This is a genomic window from Pseudomonas sp. MYb541 (assembly GCF_037479595.1).
GTDB lineage: Bacteria > Pseudomonadota > Gammaproteobacteria > Pseudomonadales > Pseudomonadaceae > Aquipseudomonas > Aquipseudomonas canadensis.
On the sequence record NZ_JBBGYS010000016.1, the window covers coordinates 33169 to 50489 of the forward strand.

The following is a 17321-nucleotide window of genomic DNA, read 5'->3' on the forward strand; positions in this document are numbered from 1 at the left end:
CTCCTCTATCAGAATTGGTAGCCCACGCCGGCGTAGTAACCCCAGCCGTCGGAACGGGCGCGGAAGTTGCCTTCGCCGAAATTCAGCTCACTGCCGTCTTCCCAGTTGCCGCCGTTATGGAAGTAACGGCCGACCAGGGTGAAACGCAGGTGGGTGAACGAGTACAGCAGCACATTGGTCGCGACCAGCGAGTTGGCGGTGCGCGCCGGGTTGTCCTTGTGCAGGTCGGAGCCGAAATCGTAGTTGGTGAAGCCGATGTAGGTCAGCGAGGCGCCGTTATCGAATTTGCCGATGGGCACGATGTACTTCATCTGCGCACGGTAGCCATCCCATGAATATTCATTGCTGGCGCCGTAGTTTTCCCACTGGTAGCGCCCGTAGAAGTTGGCCGACAGGTTCACCCGCGAATGGGTGTCGATGTCGGTGCCGAGGCCGCTGTATAAGGTGTTGGCGCGGTTTTCCTTGCGGCTGCCATGGTCGTAGATCCAGTCGAACGCTACATACCATTCCTTGAACGGGCCGAAGGCCAGGCTACGGCCCGCCAGGTAGTCGATGGAGATACGCGGTTCGTGCTCCATGAACACCGGCGAGCCATGGTCCCACACGCCTTTGTCATTACTGTTACCGATGGTGAGGATCTTCGGCACGTCGACATAGCCGTACAACTCGAACGGCCCTTTGCGGCCGAAGTACTCGTATTCCAGGTAGACATCATCCTGTGGCTTGGGGCCGAAGCTGATGTCTTTGCTGCCAATCAATGTCAGGTCCTGGTTGAACCATTCCGACAGGTACGCGCCTTTTTTCGCCGGGCTGGCTTCCGGGCTGAGGGTTTCGCCCTGTGCTGAGTCATCCACGGGTTTTTCCTGCGCCAAAATGGGGGCGCTGAGTACTCCCGTAACGGCGGCCAGTAGCAAGGAAACACCAAAGGAGGCAGGACGCCTTGAGGTGGAGTGCATTGAAAATCCCTATTCGTACGCGGTTTGAACCCGATTCTCCGGGCAAGGGTGAACTTGGCAGGCAAGTTCGTACCGCAAACGTTTGCACAGGCTGTACCAAGTTTGCTCAATGGGTTGATCAAATTGAAAAAAACGGGATTTAGTCGACCTTTTGGTCAGAATTGATTGGGTGTCATTTTTTCAATGCGTTGGAACAGGTGCATCGCTGTTTCCCGTCGATAGTCACTCGGCGTCTGGTGCATTTCGATACGGAAGTGCCGGTTGAAATTCGACAGGTTGGCGTAGCCCACTTCAAAGCAGATGTCCGCCACCGACATGTCGCTTTGCAACAGCAGTCGGCAGGCGCGCTGCACACGGAACTTGCGCATCAGGTCGATGAAGCCATGGCCGGTGTTGCGCTTGAAGAAGCGTGAGAAGCCCGGCTCGCTCATCTCCAACTGTTGCGCGATCACCGACAGGCGTACATCGCCGGTCAGCTCGCGCATCAGATAGTCGAACGCCTTGTTGATGCGTTCGGCGCTGCGTGCATCCAACGTCGGTGCATAGCACGGGCTGGCCAGGGCCTTGGCCTGTTGTGTCGGGGCGTTCTTCAGGGTGTCGAGCAGTTGCAGGAACAGGATCAAGCGCTGCAGGCCGTGGGCGGCGCCGATGGCTTCCATCAAGTGCGCAGCCTGCAACGCGGTGTCGCCGGTGAATTCCAGCCCGCGCCGGGCACGCTCGAACAGCGGTTGCAGGTCACCGAGTTCCGGCAGGGTCTTGCGCAGGGCGAGGAGGGCGGCACCGTCGAATTGCAACACCACATCGCGCCCGCTCAGGTATTCGCCGGGGGCGAGTTCACCGATCCAGTCGTGGGGCAGGTCGGGGCCAATCAGGGCCACATGCCCGGCACTGAACGCACCAATGTAGTCGCCCGCGACCAGTTTGCCGCTGCCTTGGCGGATCAGATGGATTTCAAATTCGGGATGGTGGTTCCAGCGCGCCAGGTCGTAGGGGTAGTCATGTTCGAACCATCGGAAGCAGTGGTCCGGCTCGGGCAGGATCACTTCGAGTTCGGCGGGGCGGTGCTCGAACAGCTTGGCGCGGCTGATGGGCATGGCGGGATTCTTATGATTCTTGGAATCGCTCCAAAATACGCGCCTCAGTCATGGGCGCGCTACCCCTGGTTTTGCCTGGCACTGATACTTTTTTAACTTTCATATCCAGGTTAAAAAAGTATCAGTCGCCCATCCTCCAGGCGTTTGTGGGGGCTTGGCCAAGCTGCTGTAATCGGCCCTCAACAACAAAAACAACAGGTAGAAACCGCTATGTCCAAGCTCCCGCAAGCGTTGTTCCTGCTTTCCAGCCTGACGCTGGCCATGCCCAGCCACGCCGCCGACACCGTGACCATCGCCACGGTCAACAACAGCGACATGATCCGCATGCAGCGCCTGTCCAAGGTGTTCGAAGCGCAGCACCCGGACATCAAGCTCAACTGGGTGGTGCTGGAAGAAAACGTGCTGCGCCAGCGCCTCACCACCGATATCGCTACCCAAGGCGGGCAGTTCGACGTGCTGACCATCGGCACCTACGAAACCCCACTCTGGGGCGCCAAGCACTGGCTGGAACCCCTGACCCAACTGCCGGCCGATTATGACGCCGACGATATCTTCCCCTCGGTACGCCAGGGCCTGTCGGTCAACAACACCCTGTACGCCTTGCCGTTCTACGGCGAAAGCACCGTCACCTACTACCGCACCGACCTGTTCAAGCAGGCCGGGTTGAGCATGCCCGCGCATCCTACCTGGACGCAGCTCGGCGAGTTCGCCGCCAAGCTTACCGTCAAGGACAAGGGCCAATACGGCATGTGCCTGCGCGGCAAGGCCGGTTGGGGCGAGAACATCGCCTTGCTGAGCACCATGGCCAATGCCTTTGGTGCACGCTGGTTCGACGAGCAGTGGAAGCCCGAGCTGACCAGCCCCGAGTGGACGGCGGCCGCCAACTTCTATGTCAACACCCTCAAGCAATACGGCCCGCCGGGTGTGTCCAGCAATGGTTTCAACGAAACCCTGGCGCTGTTCAACAGCGGCAAATGCGCGATCTGGGTCGATGCCAGCGTCGCCGGTTCCTTCACCACCGACAAAAGCCAGAGCAAGGTCGCCGACAGCGTCGGTTTCGCTGCCGCGCCTACCGAAGTCACCGATAAAGGTTCTTCGTGGCTGTATGCCTGGTCCCTGGCAATTCCGGCCACGTCCAAGCACAAGGACGCTGCCAAGGCCTTCATTAGTTGGGCGACGTCCAAGGAGTACATCCAACTGGTCGCTGATAAAGAAGGCATCACCAACGTACCGCCAGGCACTCGACAATCTACCTACAGCGAGGCGTACTTGAAGGCTGCCCCATTCGCCCAGGTGACCCTTGAAATGATGAAGCACGCCGATCCCGCGCACCCTTCGGCCAAGCCGGTGCCGTACGTGGGCATCCAGTACGTGACCATTCCCGAGTTCCAGGCCATTGGCACTTCGGTCGGCAAGCTGTTCTCTGCGGCGCTGACCGGTGGCATGTCGGTTGACCAGGCCCTGCTGGAAGCCCAGTCCACCACCGAGCGCGAAATGAAACGCGCCGGCTACCCGAAATAACTTCAACAGGACTATTTCATGAAACGACTTGAAGGCAAGAGCGCGCTGATCACCGGATCGGCGCGTGGCATCGGCCGCGCCTTTGCCCAGGCCTACATCGCCGAGGGCGCCACCGTGGCCATCGCCGACATCGACCTGCAACGGGCTCAGGCCACCGCGGCTGAGCTGGGCCCACAGGCGTATGCCGTCGCCATGGATGTCACCGACCAGGCGTCCATCGACGGCGCGATTGCCGCTGTGGTCGCCCAGGTTGGCAAGCTGGATATCCTTGTCAACAACGCCGCGCTGTTCGACCTGGCGCCCATTGTCGACATCACCCGCGACAGCTACGAACGGCTGTTTTCGATTAATGTCGCCGGCACGCTCTTCACCTTGCAGGCCGCCGCGCGGCAGATGATCAGCCAGGGCCACGGCGGCAAGATCATCAACATGGCCAGCCAGGCCGGACGCCGCGGCGAGCCGTTGGTGGCGATCTACTGCGCGACCAAGGCGGCGGTGATCAGTTTGACGCAATCGGCGGGGTTGAATTTGATCAAGCACGGGATCAACGTCAACGCCATCGCACCGGGTGTGGTGGATGGCGAGCATTGGGATGGGGTGGACGCATTGTTTGCCAAGCATGAGGGGTTGGCGCCTGGCGAGAAGAAAAAGCGGGTCGGGGGCGAAGTACCTTTTGGGCGGATGGGTACGGCGGAGGACTTGACCGGGATGGCGGTGTTCCTGGCCTCGAAAGAGTCCGACTACGTGGTGGCCCAGACTTACAACGTCGATGGCGGCAACTGGATGAGTTAAGCCATGCACCGATCAAAATGTGGGAGCAGGCAAGCCAGCACCCACATTTGATTTTCTTCGTTTCTTGAATAGAGGCTATTCGGCAAAACTGCGGTCGAAGAAGTAGATTTCTCCAGGTTTTAGAACCGCCACCGTCGCCTGGGGCCTGCCGCCTTCACCATTTTTCTTGCGCCCCGTCTCGCGCAGGTACCCCGCCTCAGTCAGCTTCAGCAAGCGCTGGCGAATACTGGTCTTCAATACCGGCCGCGCCAGCACCAGGGAAAAGATCATGGTCGCTTCCGGCGCGCTGAACTCATCGCCCAGGAACATCAGCGGCAAGCTGCTGTACAGCGATTTGGAAAACAAGCGTTCCTGCACGGCGGCCACGATGCTGTTGTGATCGAACGGCAGCTTGATGCTGCCATCCGCCACCCCCGCCAGTGAAAACCAGGCCTGATGCTCACCCAGCTCTACCTCATCCGCCACGATCGCCAGGTAGTAAGTGGACGATGACCAGCAGCGCGGATCACGAAACGCATCCCCCACCGTGCCCACTTGCTCGCTCCAGGCCAGATCAAGTCCTACCTTGTCACTCGCGCGCAAGCGCTCCACCGCGTCCTTGAGGCTCAGATCTTGCACGCCGCCATTCACCACCACGCCCGGCAGCGCCCAGTGCCCGGCGAAGGGCTCGGCGTCGCGTTTGTTCAGCAGCAATTTCAATTCCCCGGAGGCGCGGCAATAAAACAATACGCACAGGTCGACGGTGTGGAGGTAGGGGCTCAGGGGCATGTTGACGTCCTTCTAGACAGCGATGACGCACAGTCTAACGAATCGAGCAGATATGTCATGGACTTGCTCCAGGATAGATAACCAGATGTTTCTTGCAATGAAAGTACATGACGTGTACTTTTGTTTCCAGGCCACAGGAGAACCACCATGACCCTCTCGATATCCGCCATCGCTTCATTCGACGTAGACGCCCAGAAAAGCTTCACGCCGCTGTGCCCCAACGAATTGCCTGTGGCCGGCGGCGACCAGATTGGTGCCGAGCTCAACTACATGGCGAGTCTGGCCGGCCATCGCGTCGGCAGCAAAGACGCTCACACCCCGCATGCACCCTGGGTGGTGTCGCAGCACAGCGAGATGCTGCAAGCCACCGGCCTGACCCACGCCGATGTGACCTGGGTCAGCCATTGCGTACCCGGCACCGAGGGTTTCACCTTGCTCGACGAATTGCCTACGCCTTATGACTACGACTACTTCATCTGGAAAGGCGTCGAACCCGACCTGCACCCCTACGGCGCCTGCTACCACGACCTGCACGACAAACTGTCTACCGGCGTGATCGAGTACCTGAAAGCCCAGGGCGTGACCCGCGTGATCGTCGGCGGCCTGGCTTTGGACTACTGCGTCAAGACCACCGCATTGCAACTGCTCAAGGCTGGCCTGGAAGTGGTTCTGCACTTGCCGGCGTGCAGAGGCATTACGCAGGAGGGCGGTGTACAGGCGGTCAACGAGTTGCTCAAGGCCGGTGCCGTCATCAGCAGCACCCGCGAAGAACTGGCCGCGATGGCCGCGCGTTAAGGAGACATACCATGGAAAGTGCCTACGACTACGAAACGCCCGTTATCCAGGGGTTGCTCGACACCGACTACTACACCTTCACCATGATGCAGGCCGTGTTGCACCAGTACCCCAATGTCGATGTGGAGTACAACTTCATCGTGCGGTCCAAGGAAAAGCTCGGCCACCTGATTCCCGAAATCCGTGCCGAGTTGGAGCAACTCGCCAGCCTGCGTATGCGCGAAGGTGAGCTGCGCTTTCTGTTCAATCCACGCTTTCGCGAATACCTCACCCCGGACTACGAGCGATTCCTCGGTCTGTTCCGCTTCAATCTGCGCTACATCCACGTCAGCGAAATCGACGGCCAACTCAACATCCGCGTGGTCGGCCCGATGCTGCACTGCATCATGTTCGAACAGCCGGTCCTGGCCCTGGTCAGTGAGCTGCGCAACCGCAACAAATACCCCGACGTGACCCTGGAAGATGTCACCCGCAAGCTCTATCAGAAATTCGACTGGCTGCAGAAAAACCTCAGCCGCGAAGAACTCGCCGACCTGCGAGTGTCTGACTTTTCCACCCGGCGCCGCCTGTCGTTCAAGGCCCAGCGCGAAGTGGTCGACATCATGCGCCGCGACTTTCCCGGCCAGTTCGTCGGCACCAGCAATGCGCACCTGGCCTACGAATTCGACCTGCCGCTGATCGGCACCATGGCGCACCAATGGCTGATGGTGCACCAGCAACTGGGCCGCCTGCGCGAAAGCCAGAACGCCGCGCTGGAAAACTGGGTGCGCGAATACCGTGGCCGTCTCGGCATCGCCTTGACTGACTGCATCAGCACCGACTTTTTCCTCAAGGACTTCGATCTTTACTTCGCCAAACTGTATGACGGCCTGCGCCAGGACTCCGGTGACCCCATCGTCTGGGCTGACAAGGTGCTGGCGCGCTACAAGCAGCTGGGCATCGACCCGATGACCAAGGACTTGATGTTCTCCGACGGCCTGAACTTCGAAAAATGCCTGCCGATCCTGCGTCACGTGCGTGGCAAGGCCAAATTCGGCTTTGGCATGGGTACCAGCCTGGCCTGCGATGTGGAGGGCGTCGAACCGCTGAGCATCGTGATGAAACTGGTGCGGGTGCACGGCGAACCGGTGGTGAAATTCTCGGATGACCCGATCAAGAACGTCTGCGAAGACGCCTCGTTTTTGCAGTATGCAGCACAAGTGTTCAATGTCGGCAGCGTGGAGGTGTGACATGCAAGAACGTATCGCACAGGAACTGAACATCAATCGGCAACTGGTCAAAGGCGGTGAGTCGAAGGAAATCCAACGGCGCATAGATTTCATCAAGACCACCTTGCTCGGCTCCGGCAGCAAGGCGTTGGTACTGGGCATCAGCGGTGGCGTTGACTCCCTCACGGCTGGCCGTTTGTGCCAGTTGGCCGTAGAGCAACTGCGCGACGAAGACTACGCCGCGCGCTTCATCGCCATGCGCCTGCCCTACAAAATCCAAGCCGACGAAAGCGATGCCCAGGCCTCCCTGGACTTCATCACCCCGGACCAGATCGACACCCTCAACATCGCCGCCAGCGTCGACGGACTCATGGCCAGCCTGACAGCCACCGAAGCCAGCGCCACCCATGTCGATTTCATCAAGGGCAACGTCAAGGCACGCGCACGGATGATCGCCCAGTACGCCGTGGCCAACCTGCACAACGGCCTGGTGGTCGGCACCGACCACGGCGCCGAGGCGTTGATGGGGTTTTTCACCAAGTTCGGTGACGGCGCCTGCGACCTGGCACCGCTGTCGGGCCTGACCAAAACCCAGGTGCGCCTGCTCGCCACGGCCCTCGGCGCCCCCGACAAGTTGGTGCACAAACACCCGACTGCCGACCTGGAAGAGCTTGTGCCGGGCAAGCTGGATGAACACGCTTACGGCTGCACTTACGCAGAGATCGACGCCTACCTGATGGGCGAACCGGTGAGCGAGCGGGTGAGAACCGTAGTCGAGGGCGCGTACAGCAAGACAGCGCACAAACGCGCGCTGCCGATTACACCTTGATTTTTGCAATGCATTTTTGACACCTCTATCGCCAGGGATTGGGAGGAGGCGTGTTTGCTTGGACTTATCTACAAATGGTTTCAAACGGGGGGATGGAGGATGATTGTAGAGTGGCTGCGACCAGAGGGAGCTGCGACAGCAGCCAGATTATTTCTGTTGCGTCGGCAACCGCCCAGTCCATCTCTTCTACAAGCGCCCTGGCAGAGTATTTGTAGCATCCAGGCAGGGTTCGTCGCGAAGTAACTTGGCACGCCAGCCGGGTATGTCGTCGGCATCCACATCCAAGCGCTTGAGCCACTGGTCAGCCGACCAGTCCACCAGCCGCAACTCGCCATCATGAGAGCCGCCATGCAATGAACCCACCGTCTCGTAACGGATGCCCTTGAGTACATGGTTCAGTAACACGTAAGCAGCCGGTTTCGGATCATTAGCATCACCGGCAAGGTACGGGTGCGCGCCAGCCTGGATCACCACACCGTTACCGTAGTCATAAAAGGCAAAATGGCTGGAAGGTAGCTGCGCACGTAGCCCCTCAAGACCGCCAACAAGATCCAGTCGCGCTTGGTCGAGCAGGGTCAGCCAACTGACCGTCTTGATTTTTGTAGGTTTGAACTCGGGGATATTGACCAGCAGACCTGCTGTTCCTACATCCAATCCAGGCATGCGCGCCGCCATAAAGGCTTCGGTAGGCTCGTTGCCATCCCGGTTGGTGACGGAAAGGTTGAAGGCATGTCCCGCGTAGCCCTGTTCTGGAGCCAATCGGCGTGCTGAGTCAAGGAACAAACGCAGGAAATTGAGTGGGTTCTGCTCTTGGTACAGAAGCGGTATTGAGAACTCCAGAGCGCTAAGCTCATCCCCCATCTTCGCCGCCCATCCCTGCATCCCAAAAATATCGAAGAGCCAAGCACTAGCGTCGTTGGATTGCTTGCCGCTGGTGTAGTAGAAGCTGAGGTAGTCGTCTTCATCCATTGCGCCCAGCATTTCACGCAGTGACTTTGCCTCACCATACGCTGACAGTGGTTGACCCTGTCTAGGCTCCTCACGCCAGAGCCAGGTGAGATGGGGCTCGGCTAGACGCTTGAAGTCGTCGAAGCAATTGCATAACGCTTCGCGCACTAAGGGGGTATGGGCCTCCTTGAAATACAATGTTCCTCGCAGGCAGAGTACCGCGCCGATATAGTTCTGGGCCCCGCCCTTCATCAACAGGTGGCCGGGTATTTCCAGCAGGTGTGGTTGCTTGGCAAGTTCTTCGGCTACATTGAATTCCGGTTCCATGGGTGTTCCTCCGAATCAGTAAGCGGGGATCATTGGCCGAGGGGAGCGGCCACGCGTCAGGATAAACATCACGCCACCAGCGATGGCTGCGGCCCACCCGAGCTGTTCCACCGGCACATTGGATTGCTGATGTTCCTGACCGCAGTCGCATTCAGTGGATGTCATCTCAACGACCTTGTTTTTGTTGCCGGCAATTTTTGCATAATCCTGCGCCTGCTCCACTTTCGGTGGGTCAGGTGGAAACTTCATCTCGACAACTTGTTTGATGGTGGTGTTGTCGCTGTCGGAGTTGGTCATCCTCGCCTTGGTCAACGGCCACGGGTCCCAGGCCACGGCGGCCTATGGGGCGGTGACGCAGATCGTCAGCGACCTGGCGCCGCTGTCGGGCCTGACCAAGACCCAGGTGCGCCTGTTGGCCAGTGCCCTTGGAGCCCCGACGAACCTGGTGCACAAGCAGCCCACTGCCGACCTCGAAGAGCTGGCGCCGGGCAAGCTGGATGAACAGGCCTATGGCTGCACGTACGAAGAGATCGATGCGTACCTGATGGGCGAGCCGGTGAGTGAGCGGGTGCGGGCGATTGTCGAGGGGGCATACAGCAAGACAGCGCACAAGCGGGCGCTGCCGATTACTCCTTGATTTCAGCAATGCATTCTATATCTACAAGCGCCCTGGCAGAGTGTTTGTAGCATCCAGGCAGGGTTCGTCGCGAAGTAACTTGGCACGCCAGCCGGGTATGTCGTCTGCATCCACATCCAAGCGCTTGAGCCACTGGTCAGCCGACCAGTCCACCAGCCGCAACTCGCCATCATGAGAGCCGCCATGCAATGAACCTACCGTCTCGTAGCGAATGCCCTTGAGTACATGGTTCAGTAATACGTAGGCCGCCGGCTTCGGATCATCGGCATCACCGCCAAGATAGGGGTATGCGCCGGCCTGGATCACTACGCCGTTACCGTAGTCATAGAAGGCAAAATGGCTGGAGGGTAGCTGCGCACGTAGCTCCTCCAGACCGCCAACAAGATCCAGGCGAGCTTGGTCGAGCAAGGTCAGCCAACTGACCGTCTTGATTTTTGTAGGTTTGAACTCGCGGATATTCGCCAGCAGAGCGGCTGTTCCCGCATCCAAACCAGGCATGCGCGCCGCCATAAAGGCTTCAGTAGGCTCGTTGCCGTCCCGGTTGGTTACAGAAAGATTGAAGGCATGCCCCGCGTAGCCCTGCTCTGGAGCCAACCGGCGTGCTGAGTCAAGGAACAAGCGCAGGAAACTGAGTGGGTTCTGCTCTTGGTACAAAAGTGGTACTGAGAACTCCAGAACGCTAAGCTCATCCCCCATCTTTGCCTTCCATCCCCGCATACCAAAAGCATCGAAGAGCCAAGCGCTGGCGTCATTTGATTGCTTGCCACTGAGGTAGTAGAAGCTGAGAAGGTCGTCTTCATCCATTGCTTCGACCATATCGCGTAATGGCTTTGCGTCAGCATAAGCTGACAATGGTTTACCCTGAGGAGGTTCTTCGCGCCAGACCCAAGTGAGATAGGGCTCGGCCAAACGCTTGAAATCGTCGAAGCACTGGCATAGTGCCTCGCGCACCAAGCGTGTGTGGGCGTCCTTGAAATAAAGCGTCCCGCGCAGGCAGAGCACTGCACCGATATAGTTCTGGCGCCCCCCCTTCATTAGCAAGTGGCCGGGTATCTCCAGCAGGTGTGGTTGCTTGGCAAGTTCTTCGGCCACATTGAATTCCGGTTCCATGGATATTCCTACGAATCAGTAAGCGGGGATCATTGGCCGAGGGGAGCGGCCACGCGTCAGGATAAACATCACACTCCCAGCGATGGCCGCGGCCCACCCGAGCTGCTCCACTGGCACATTGGACTGCTGATTATCCTGGCTACAATCGCATTCGGTGGATGTCATCTCAACAACCTTGTTTTTGTTGCCAGCAATGTTTGCATAATCCTGCGCCTGCTCCACTTTCGGTGGGTCAGGTGGAAACTTCATCTCGACCACTTGCTTGATGTTGTCCTGAGTTGGCGGCTTGCTGGCGTCCTTGACGATCACGACATCGGGCCGGCGAATCATCCCTTTCCCGGGCTTGAACGGTGGGTGCTCTGGGTCTTCATTCCAGTACTTGTTGATCCAACCCGGTATCCAGCCATGAGGGCTGTTCCCTGTTTGGTTGTCGAGGATTGGCTGTGGTGGATTCTTGGTCATGTCGTAACTGACCTCGGGCTTATACGGACTACGGTTCTGGAGAATCTCGTCAAGCTCCCCAAGGCGCTGGGCTACACAGCCCTGTTTGAGATTCTTGCCATCTTGGCTGATGTTGGGTGTGCTGCTGCAATAGCAAATTGCCGAGCACAGTACTTTCTTGTCCTGGGGATCGAGCTTCGGCTTCAGGATGCCCACGGGGTTAGTCTTTCCTTCGGGGCTCATGCCACCCTGAGACAAGCCGGATTGGTCATTCATTCTTTCCCTCCCTGCACCAGGTCAATATGGATAGACTCCGACGCATCGTGCTTAACCCACGATGTCATGCCCTCGGTATTTGTGGTGTCGAGCGCGCTCCAGCCGGCACTAGACCAGACCTTTACTTTGCGGCCAACGATGGGTTTGCCGGTTTCCTGATCTATGAGTTGAAAGCGTCCGGAGTAAGGGGCAGTGGAACTGCTCAATGGCACGATGGGGGTGAACGGGGTCGGTGTGAACATGTCGCCGATGATCACGGTTCCCGATCCACCGATGATCACGTTGCCATGTTCACCGACACTGCCGAGCGTTGCGGCAGGTTTTCCGTTGATGAAAACCGTCGATGACACGGCAGAGCTGATCGGGCTCCCGCAAGCAGATACATCACCTTGGCGCGCTGCGGGCAAGCCATCAAAGAAGACGTCAGGAGAACCTTCGATGATAGGGTTGGTGCCGTGCTCCGGCATTGGACATGCCGTAGGGTCAGTAACGCGGGCGGCGGGCTTTCCACTCATAATGCCTACCTTGCAAAAGTGGTTGGAGGTCAAGGAAACGTGCTGAGTTAACGAGTTGCTTCAAAAACATATCAATTGCCATGCTCGTTCCTGGTCTGATCGTTCGCCGGTAGTGGCGCATGGCGCACTTTTCCTATTCCTCCGATTAACTACAAGACGCTTAGCCGAGAGCGGGAAGTACCTGTCAAGAAAAAGGGAAACCTCCTACGTTGTTGCGGGATATTGAGTCTTTACGCTCTGCGCTCTTATGCGTTCGGGAGTAAAGGAATGGCAGTTGGCATATTCAAGAATGTTTCCCCGGCACTCATCTCACTACTCGTGAGTGCATTGAAGGCAATATAAATCTGTGTCGGCTGTTTGCTTCCATCAATGCCGATCCGGCGATTGCCGGGCCAGGGGGGATTTGCCAAAGAGGTTCGCCCAAGTCGAGCTGCGACAAGCCACTCTTGTTCAAAACAAGGATGTGGTGGGGCTCACTGGCCGCGATAGGCAGCGCCCAGCGCCAACGGGGTCTGCGCCAGACGCGGTTATAACTTTTTTATCGCTCGATCGACCGACTCCACCGCGCATTCCACTCCGGCCGCGCCTGGTTGACCTGGTCCCAATCAATCGAAATAGCGGTCTGCAAATAACCTTGCATCGCTTCTACCCGGGCGCGGGTCTTGTCGGTGGTCGGCGTGGTCGGGTTCGACGGGATCTGGTCGCCTTCTTCCAGCGCCGGGGCCTGGGCTTCGGCGGTCAGCAAAAACGCGGCGAGCTTCTGCGCCAGTTCCGGCTGGTCGTTGCGGGCAATCACACACTCAGCCACGTTCAGCACCACCGCACCCTCCTTGGGTTGCGCATATTCCATGGGCACGCCGAGCAGTTTCTGGGTGGCGACTTGGGTCGGGGTGAGCGGGAAGATTGCGGCTTCGTAGGTCTGCACCATTTCGGAGATCTTCGCGGAGCTGGCGATGTATTCCAGCACGTTGGGGCCGACGGTTTTTGGCCAGGCCTTGAAGCCCGGGTCTACGTTGGTTTCGTCACCGCCCTGGAGGCGGTTGAACATCAGGAAGCCATGCAGGCCGAAGGTGGAGGAGGCCAGGGACTGGAACACCACTTTGTCCTTGAAACGCGGGTCGGCCAGGTCCATCCAGGAGGTGGGCGCGGCCCAGCCTTTTTCCTTGAACATCTTGGCGTTGTAGCCCAGGCCGGTGACGCCGAGGGTCACGGCCACGGCTTGTTCCTTGATCTTCGCCTTGGCAGGGATCTGCTCCAGGGTCGGGCTTGGCGCCAGCTTGTCGCACAACCCCATGGAAATCGCGCGGTACATGATGCCGTCGTCAAGGAACATCACGTGCATCTGCGGGTTGTCTTTGTTGGCCTGGACCTTGGCAAGGATGTCCGACGAGGTGCCGGGTACGATCACCACCTTGACGTTATTGGCCTTTTCGAACGCGGGCAGCACCTTGTCGGCGTAGACCCGTTCCATGGTGCCGCCGTTCATGCCCAGGTACAGCGTGGGCGCGGCGTGCGCCGTTGAGGCGAGCAGGGCGAGGGACAAGCAGGACAGCGCAATACGTGGGTTCATGGATGTTTTTCCTCTCAGGCTTGGAAACGACGGATGGAAAACGCTTCGATAGGTTGGCGGCTGGCACCGGTGCAGACGATCTCTGCCAGGGCTTCACCGACGGCGGGACCGAGCTGGAACCCGGCGCCGGCAAAGCCGAAACCGTGGAGCAAGCCGGGTTGGGTGCTGCTGGGGCCGATCACCGGTTCATGATCGGGGAGGTAACCTTCGGTGCCACTCCAGGTGCGGATGGCCTGGGCACCCTTGAGAAACGGGTAAAGCTCGCCGGCATTGCGCAGAATCTCCAGCACCGCGGCTTGCCCTGGTCGCGCTTGCTGCGGGCCAAGGGCAAAGCCGCGACCGCCGCCGAGGATGCAATTGCCCCGGGCAACCTGTCGCGCATAGATCCCGCCGCCTTCGACGCCCGTGCTCACGTCCATCACCACCGGCAAGGGCTCAGTGACCAGCATCGCCGGGTGTGCCGAGGTCATAGGCACCGCTTCGCCAAACTGTTCGGCCACCGCACCTGCCCACGCCCCGGCGCAGTTGAGCAGCCACGGTGCTTGCAGATGCAGACCGTTGGCGCAGTGCACCTGGAAGTCCTGGCCGTCATGCTCGATACGCGTGACCAGCGACTGTTCATACAGGTGAGCGCCGCGTTGTTTCGCCGCGCGGGCAAAGGCGGGCGACACCAGGCGGGGGTTGGCGTGGCCGTCTTCCGGGCACAGCGAGGCACCGACGGCGATGTCACCGACCCAGGGGAATCGCGCGCGCAGCTCGGCGTAATCCAGCAACTGCAAACCCAAGTCAAATTCTTGTGTCTGCTCGGCATACGCTTGTAAGGCGCCGAAATCTGCGTGACTGCGCGCCAGTTTCAAATGCCCGGAACGCACGTATTCGCCGTCGATACCGATTAATCCCGGCAAGTCTGCCCACAGTTGGTGGGCACGCTGCGACAGTGGCAACTGGTGCAAGGGCCGACCCTGGCGCCGCACGCCGCCGTAGTTGACGCCGCTGGAGTGTGAGCCGCAGAAATCCCGCTCCACCAGCGCCACGCGCTGGCCTTTCTGCGCCAGCATCAACGCGGCCGACGCGCCGACAATCCCGCCGCCCAATACGATGACATCAATCACGGCTGCACCTCCACGCCAAACGGCAGCGGCTTGATTGGTGCCTGGCCCCGCAAGCGGCCGACGTTTTCGATGGCCCGGCCACTGCGCTCGGCGACAATTTCCGCCGCCGCCAACCCGCACATCCGGCCTTGGCAGCGGCCCATGCCGACGCGACAGTGGGCCTTGACGCGATTGATCTCCCAGTGGCCCTCATCCACCACCGCGCGCACGTCGCCGACGCTGACTTCTTCGCAGCGACAGAGGATCAATTTATCTGGGGCTTCGACTGCCCAGTTCTCCGGAAAAGGGAACGCGGTTTCCAAACCATGACGAAAGCGTTGGATGGCCGCCAATTGTTGCTCCAGCACAGCAGCGCGGCGCTGATCGATGGCAACACCCGAGTCCTCGAGCACCGCCAGAGCTGCACGTTCACCGGCCATTTGCGCGGCGTCCGCGCCCATGATCCCGGCCCCATCGCCCGCCAGGTACACGCCGTTGACGCTGCTGCGTCCGGCGCTGTCCCGTTGTGGCAGCCACGCGCGGTTAAGGGCATTCCAGGTGAATTCACAGCCAAGCAAGTCCGCCAGTTGGGTCTCGCTGCGCAGGGCATGGGCGAAAGCCACTGCGTCGCACGGCAGGGTCTGATCACCCCATTGAATGCCGCTGACCCGTTGCGTTCCGTCGATCTGTTTAAGCGTGACGCCCTGATGCACGGGAATCCCATGGGCCATCAGCCAGGCGCGGTAATACAAGCCTTTGGCCAAGGTCGTCGGTTGTCCGAGCAACGCTGGCAATGCACGGCATTGGGCACTGAACGGCGCGCTGTCGAGCACCGCCACCACTTTGGCCCCAGCCTTGGCGTATTGATAGGCGACCAGATAGAGCAACGGCCCGCTGCCACAAAACGCCACGCGCTCACCGATGGCGCAGCCCTGGTACTTCAAAGCGATTTGCGCCGCGCCAAGGCTGTACACGCCCGGCAGGGTCCAGCCCGGTACGGGCAGGATGCGGTCAGTGGCGCCTGTGGCGACGATGAGGTGCGCGTACTCGATGCTTTCTGCGCGGCCGTTGTTGAGCATATCCAGGCGCCCGTCCTCGGCATTCCACACCAGGGTTTCCGGGCGGTAGTCGATCAGCGGTGCCAGCTCATCCATTGTGCGGTGCACGGCCTCGGCCTTGCGTGCTTCAAATCCGTAAAGCTGCTTGGCGGTGCGTTGAAATCCCTGTGGCTGACGCCGATAAATCTGCCCGCCGCCGCGCAGGCTTTCATCCACCAGGTAAGGTCTGACTCCATGGTCGAGCAACGTGCGCGCCGCGCTGATCCCGGCCGGGCCTGCGCCCACAATCACCACAGGCTTCATGACTGGCGCCCCGGATCGCGGCGGATGACCTGGCCTTCTTCCAATAGCGTCGAACAGGCGCGCACGCGACGCCCGTCTTCAAGTCGCACCCAACAATCCTGGCACGCGCCCATCAGGCAGAAACCGGCCCGTCGTTCGGCGCTGAAATCACTGCCGCGCAGGTGTTCGGCGCAGGTCAGCACGGCGGTCAACAAGGTGTCACCGAGCAAACCGCTGGCGGGTTGCCCATCCAGGGTGAAGGCCAGGGCAGGGCGTTGGGTTTCGGCCAGGCGTTTGAACAGGGCCATCAATGTTTCCCCACCAGCACGCGGTCCAGGCCATAGACCCGGTCCAACAGGATCATGGTGGCCGCCGTGAGTGCAATCACCAGCGCCGACACCGCCGCCATCATCGGGTCGATGGATTCGGTGGCATACACATACATGCGCACCGGCAGGGTCTGAGTCGCTGGCGAGCTGACGAAGATCGACAACGTCACCTCATCGAAACTGTTGATGAACGCCAGCAACCAACCGCCCGCCACCCCCGGCAGGATCATCGGCAGGGTGATCTGGCGAAACAACGTAAAGCGACTGGCGCCCAGGGACTCGGCGGCCTGCTCGGCGCTGCGATCAATCCCAATCGCCGCGGCCAACACCAGGCGCAGTACATACGGCGTGATGATCACCACGTGAGCCAGCATCAGCCAGGTGAAGCTGCCGTTCACGCCCATCAGTGCGAACAGGCGCAACATCGCCACGCCGAGCACCAGGTGCGGAATGATGATCGGTGACAGGAACAGCGCACTGAAAAAATTGCGCCCCGGAAACTGATAGCGACTGATCGCCAAGGCGGCCGGCACCGCAATCAAGGTCGCCAGGCTCGCGGCGGTAAACGCCAGGATCAGGCTGTTGTAGAACGCCTGGATAAAGTCAGCGCGCTCGAACACCGCACGGAACCAGCGCAGGGAGAAGCCCGAGGTGGGCAGGCTCAAGGTGTTTTCCGGGGTGAACGCCACCAGGCACACCACCACCAGCGGCGCCATCATGAACAGCACCACCAGCGTGTGAAAGCCGAGGGCCAAAGGACCGTTTCTGGACATG

Annotated in this window: 18 protein-coding genes and 1 pseudogene; 6 read left to right on the forward strand and 13 right to left on the reverse strand. The window is 59.8% G+C overall.

The features are described from left to right. Positions 1–8: 8 nt before the first annotated feature. Together WH299_RS12065 and WH299_RS12070 are read right to left on the reverse strand one after the other, a co-directional pair. Entirely contained in the window at positions 9–956 is a 948-nt protein-coding gene (locus tag WH299_RS12065; RefSeq protein ID WP_122726284.1) for a nucleoside-specific channel-forming protein Tsx, read from the reverse strand. Between the two features lie 155 nt (positions 957–1111). After that, positions 1112–2050, reverse strand: a complete 939-nt coding sequence (locus tag WH299_RS12070) for an AraC family transcriptional regulator (protein ID WP_123476620.1) — start codon at positions 2048–2050, stop codon at positions 1112–1114. Positions 2051–2311: 261 nt separating this feature from the next. Between WH299_RS12070 and WH299_RS12075 the strand changes: the two genes are divergently transcribed. Beyond that, positions 2312–3571: an ABC transporter substrate-binding protein gene (locus tag WH299_RS12075; protein WP_236318746.1), complete on the forward strand. Its 1260-nt coding sequence runs from the start codon at positions 2312–2314 to the stop codon at positions 3569–3571. Between the two features lie 18 nt (positions 3572–3589). After that, entirely contained in the window at positions 3590–4363 is a 774-nt protein-coding gene (locus WH299_RS12080; RefSeq protein ID WP_122726280.1) for an L-iditol 2-dehydrogenase, read from the forward strand. Positions 4364–4438: 75 nt separating this feature from the next. Here WH299_RS12080 and WH299_RS12085 read toward each other — a convergent pair whose 3' ends face one another. Next, positions 4439–5131 (reverse strand): NUDIX hydrolase, encoded by a 693-nt coding sequence (locus WH299_RS12085; RefSeq protein WP_122726278.1) that lies wholly within the window; start codon positions 5129–5131, stop codon positions 4439–4441. Positions 5132–5278: 147 nt separating this feature from the next. On the opposite strand from WH299_RS12085, the gene WH299_RS12090 reads away from it, so the two are divergent. From WH299_RS12090 to nadE (WH299_RS12100), 3 genes are read left to right on the forward strand one after another with little or no spacing between them, the layout of a single operon-like run. Further along, complete coding sequence (locus tag WH299_RS12090) at positions 5279–5926, forward strand: nicotinamidase (RefSeq protein WP_028619815.1); 648 nt, start codon at positions 5279–5281, stop codon at positions 5924–5926. 11 nt (positions 5927–5937) lie between these two features. Continuing rightward, positions 5938–7155: a nicotinate phosphoribosyltransferase gene (gene pncB, locus WH299_RS12095; protein ID WP_123476629.1), complete on the forward strand. Its 1218-nt coding sequence runs from the start codon at positions 5938–5940 to the stop codon at positions 7153–7155. A gap of 1 nt (position 7156) precedes the next feature. Continuing rightward, complete coding sequence (gene nadE, locus WH299_RS12100; RefSeq protein ID WP_122726272.1) at positions 7157–7963, forward strand: ammonia-dependent NAD(+) synthetase; 807 nt, start codon at positions 7157–7159, stop codon at positions 7961–7963. Between the two features lie 186 nt (positions 7964–8149). Here the strand turns inward: nadE (WH299_RS12100) and WH299_RS12105 are convergent, their stop codons facing one another. Next, on the reverse strand, positions 8150–9238 hold the full coding sequence (locus tag WH299_RS12105; RefSeq protein WP_339550354.1) for a DUF3396 domain-containing protein: 1089 nt from the start codon (positions 9236–9238) through the stop codon (positions 8150–8152). Between the two features lie 15 nt (positions 9239–9253). Then, positions 9254–9535 carry a hypothetical protein gene (locus WH299_RS12110; protein ID WP_240037329.1) on the reverse strand — a complete coding sequence of 94 codons (282 nt, stop codon included), beginning with the start codon at positions 9533–9535 and terminating at the stop codon, positions 9254–9256. A 7-nt stretch (positions 9536–9542) separates the two neighbouring features. Between WH299_RS12110 and nadE (WH299_RS12115) the strand changes: the two are divergent. Further along, positions 9543–9875: pseudogene (gene nadE, locus WH299_RS12115) on the forward strand (NAD(+) synthase); the annotation flags it as partial. 21 nt (positions 9876–9896) lie between these two features. On the opposite strand, the gene WH299_RS12120 reads toward nadE (WH299_RS12115), so the two are convergent. The 8 genes from WH299_RS12120 to WH299_RS12155 all read right to left on the reverse strand — a co-directional run bounded on the left by WH299_RS12120 (position 9897) and on the right by WH299_RS12155 (position 17320). Next, a complete protein-coding gene (locus WH299_RS12120) occupies positions 9897–10985 on the reverse strand; it encodes a DUF3396 domain-containing protein (protein ID WP_122726268.1) in 1089 nt (362 codons plus the stop codon). Between the two features lie 15 nt (positions 10986–11000). Then, entirely contained in the window at positions 11001–11702 is a 702-nt protein-coding gene (locus tag WH299_RS12125; protein ID WP_339550355.1) for a VRR-NUC domain-containing protein, read from the reverse strand. Continuing rightward, positions 11699–12217, reverse strand: a complete 519-nt coding sequence (locus WH299_RS12130) for a PAAR domain-containing protein (protein ID WP_339550356.1) — start codon at positions 12215–12217, stop codon at positions 11699–11701. The genes WH299_RS12125 and WH299_RS12130 overlap by 4 nt, the downstream gene beginning before the upstream one ends. Before the next feature lie 538 nt (positions 12218–12755). After that, a complete protein-coding gene (locus WH299_RS12135) occupies positions 12756–13787 on the reverse strand; it encodes an ABC transporter substrate-binding protein (protein WP_339550357.1) in 1032 nt (343 codons plus the stop codon). Between the two features lie 14 nt (positions 13788–13801). Beyond that, the gene (locus WH299_RS12140; protein ID WP_339550359.1) at positions 13802–14899 is read right to left on the reverse strand and encodes an NAD(P)/FAD-dependent oxidoreductase; all 1098 of its coding nucleotides are present in this window, start codon (positions 14897–14899) and stop codon (positions 13802–13804) included. Then, positions 14896–16239, reverse strand: a complete 1344-nt coding sequence (locus WH299_RS12145; protein WP_339550361.1) for an FAD/NAD(P)-dependent oxidoreductase — start codon at positions 16237–16239, stop codon at positions 14896–14898. Before WH299_RS12145 ends, WH299_RS12140 begins: the two co-directional genes overlap by 4 nt. Next, on the reverse strand, positions 16236–16526 hold the full coding sequence (locus WH299_RS12150) for a (2Fe-2S)-binding protein (protein ID WP_122726256.1): 291 nt from the start codon (positions 16524–16526) through the stop codon (positions 16236–16238). Before WH299_RS12150 ends, WH299_RS12145 begins: the two co-directional genes overlap by 4 nt. Continuing rightward, entirely contained in the window at positions 16526–17320 is a 795-nt protein-coding gene (locus WH299_RS12155) for an ABC transporter permease (RefSeq protein WP_028619822.1), read from the reverse strand. The genes WH299_RS12150 and WH299_RS12155 overlap by 1 nt, the downstream gene beginning before the upstream one ends. Position 17321 lies beyond the last annotated feature (1 nt).

What these genes read in the sequence shown, in the direction of transcription:
- WH299_RS12065 (WP_122726284.1), bottom strand. Translation starts at nt 956, where the DNA reads ATGCACTCCACCTCAAGGCGTCCTGCCTCCTTTGGTGTTTCCTTGCTA.
- WH299_RS12070 (WP_123476620.1), bottom strand. Translation starts at nt 2,050, where the DNA reads ATGCCCATCAGCCGCGCCAAGCTGTTCGAGCACCGCCCCGCCGAACTC.
- WH299_RS12075 (WP_236318746.1), top strand. Translation starts at nt 2,312, where the DNA reads ATGCCCAGCCACGCCGCCGACACCGTGACCATCGCCACGGTCAACAAC.
- WH299_RS12080 (WP_122726280.1), top strand. Translation starts at nt 3,590, where the DNA reads ATGAAACGACTTGAAGGCAAGAGCGCGCTGATCACCGGATCGGCGCGT.
- WH299_RS12085 (WP_122726278.1), bottom strand. Translation starts at nt 5,131, where the DNA reads ATGCCCCTGAGCCCCTACCTCCACACCGTCGACCTGTGCGTATTGTTT.
- WH299_RS12090 (WP_028619815.1), top strand. Translation starts at nt 5,279, where the DNA reads ATGACCCTCTCGATATCCGCCATCGCTTCATTCGACGTAGACGCCCAG.
- pncB (WP_123476629.1), top strand. Translation starts at nt 5,938, where the DNA reads ATGGAAAGTGCCTACGACTACGAAACGCCCGTTATCCAGGGGTTGCTC.
- nadE (WP_122726272.1), top strand. Translation starts at nt 7,157, where the DNA reads ATGCAAGAACGTATCGCACAGGAACTGAACATCAATCGGCAACTGGTC.
- WH299_RS12105 (WP_339550354.1), bottom strand. Translation starts at nt 9,238, where the DNA reads ATGGAACCGGAATTCAATGTAGCCGAAGAACTTGCCAAGCAACCACAC.
- WH299_RS12110 (WP_240037329.1), bottom strand. Translation starts at nt 9,535, where the DNA reads ATGACCAACTCCGACAGCGACAACACCACCATCAAACAAGTTGTCGAG.
- WH299_RS12120 (WP_122726268.1), bottom strand. Translation starts at nt 10,985, where the DNA reads ATGGAACCGGAATTCAATGTGGCCGAAGAACTTGCCAAGCAACCACAC.
- WH299_RS12125 (WP_339550355.1), bottom strand. Translation starts at nt 11,702, where the DNA reads ATGAATGACCAATCCGGCTTGTCTCAGGGTGGCATGAGCCCCGAAGGA.
- WH299_RS12130 (WP_339550356.1), bottom strand. Translation starts at nt 12,217, where the DNA reads ATGAGTGGAAAGCCCGCCGCCCGCGTTACTGACCCTACGGCATGTCCA.
- WH299_RS12135 (WP_339550357.1), bottom strand. Translation starts at nt 13,787, where the DNA reads ATGAACCCACGTATTGCGCTGTCCTGCTTGTCCCTCGCCCTGCTCGCC.
- WH299_RS12145 (WP_339550361.1), bottom strand. Translation starts at nt 16,239, where the DNA reads ATGAAGCCTGTGGTGATTGTGGGCGCAGGCCCGGCCGGGATCAGCGCG.
- WH299_RS12150 (WP_122726256.1), bottom strand. Translation starts at nt 16,526, where the DNA reads ATGGCCCTGTTCAAACGCCTGGCCGAAACCCAACGCCCTGCCCTGGCC.
- WH299_RS12155 (WP_028619822.1), bottom strand. Translation starts at nt 17,320, where the DNA reads ATGTCCAGAAACGGTCCTTTGGCCCTCGGCTTTCACACGCTGGTGGTG.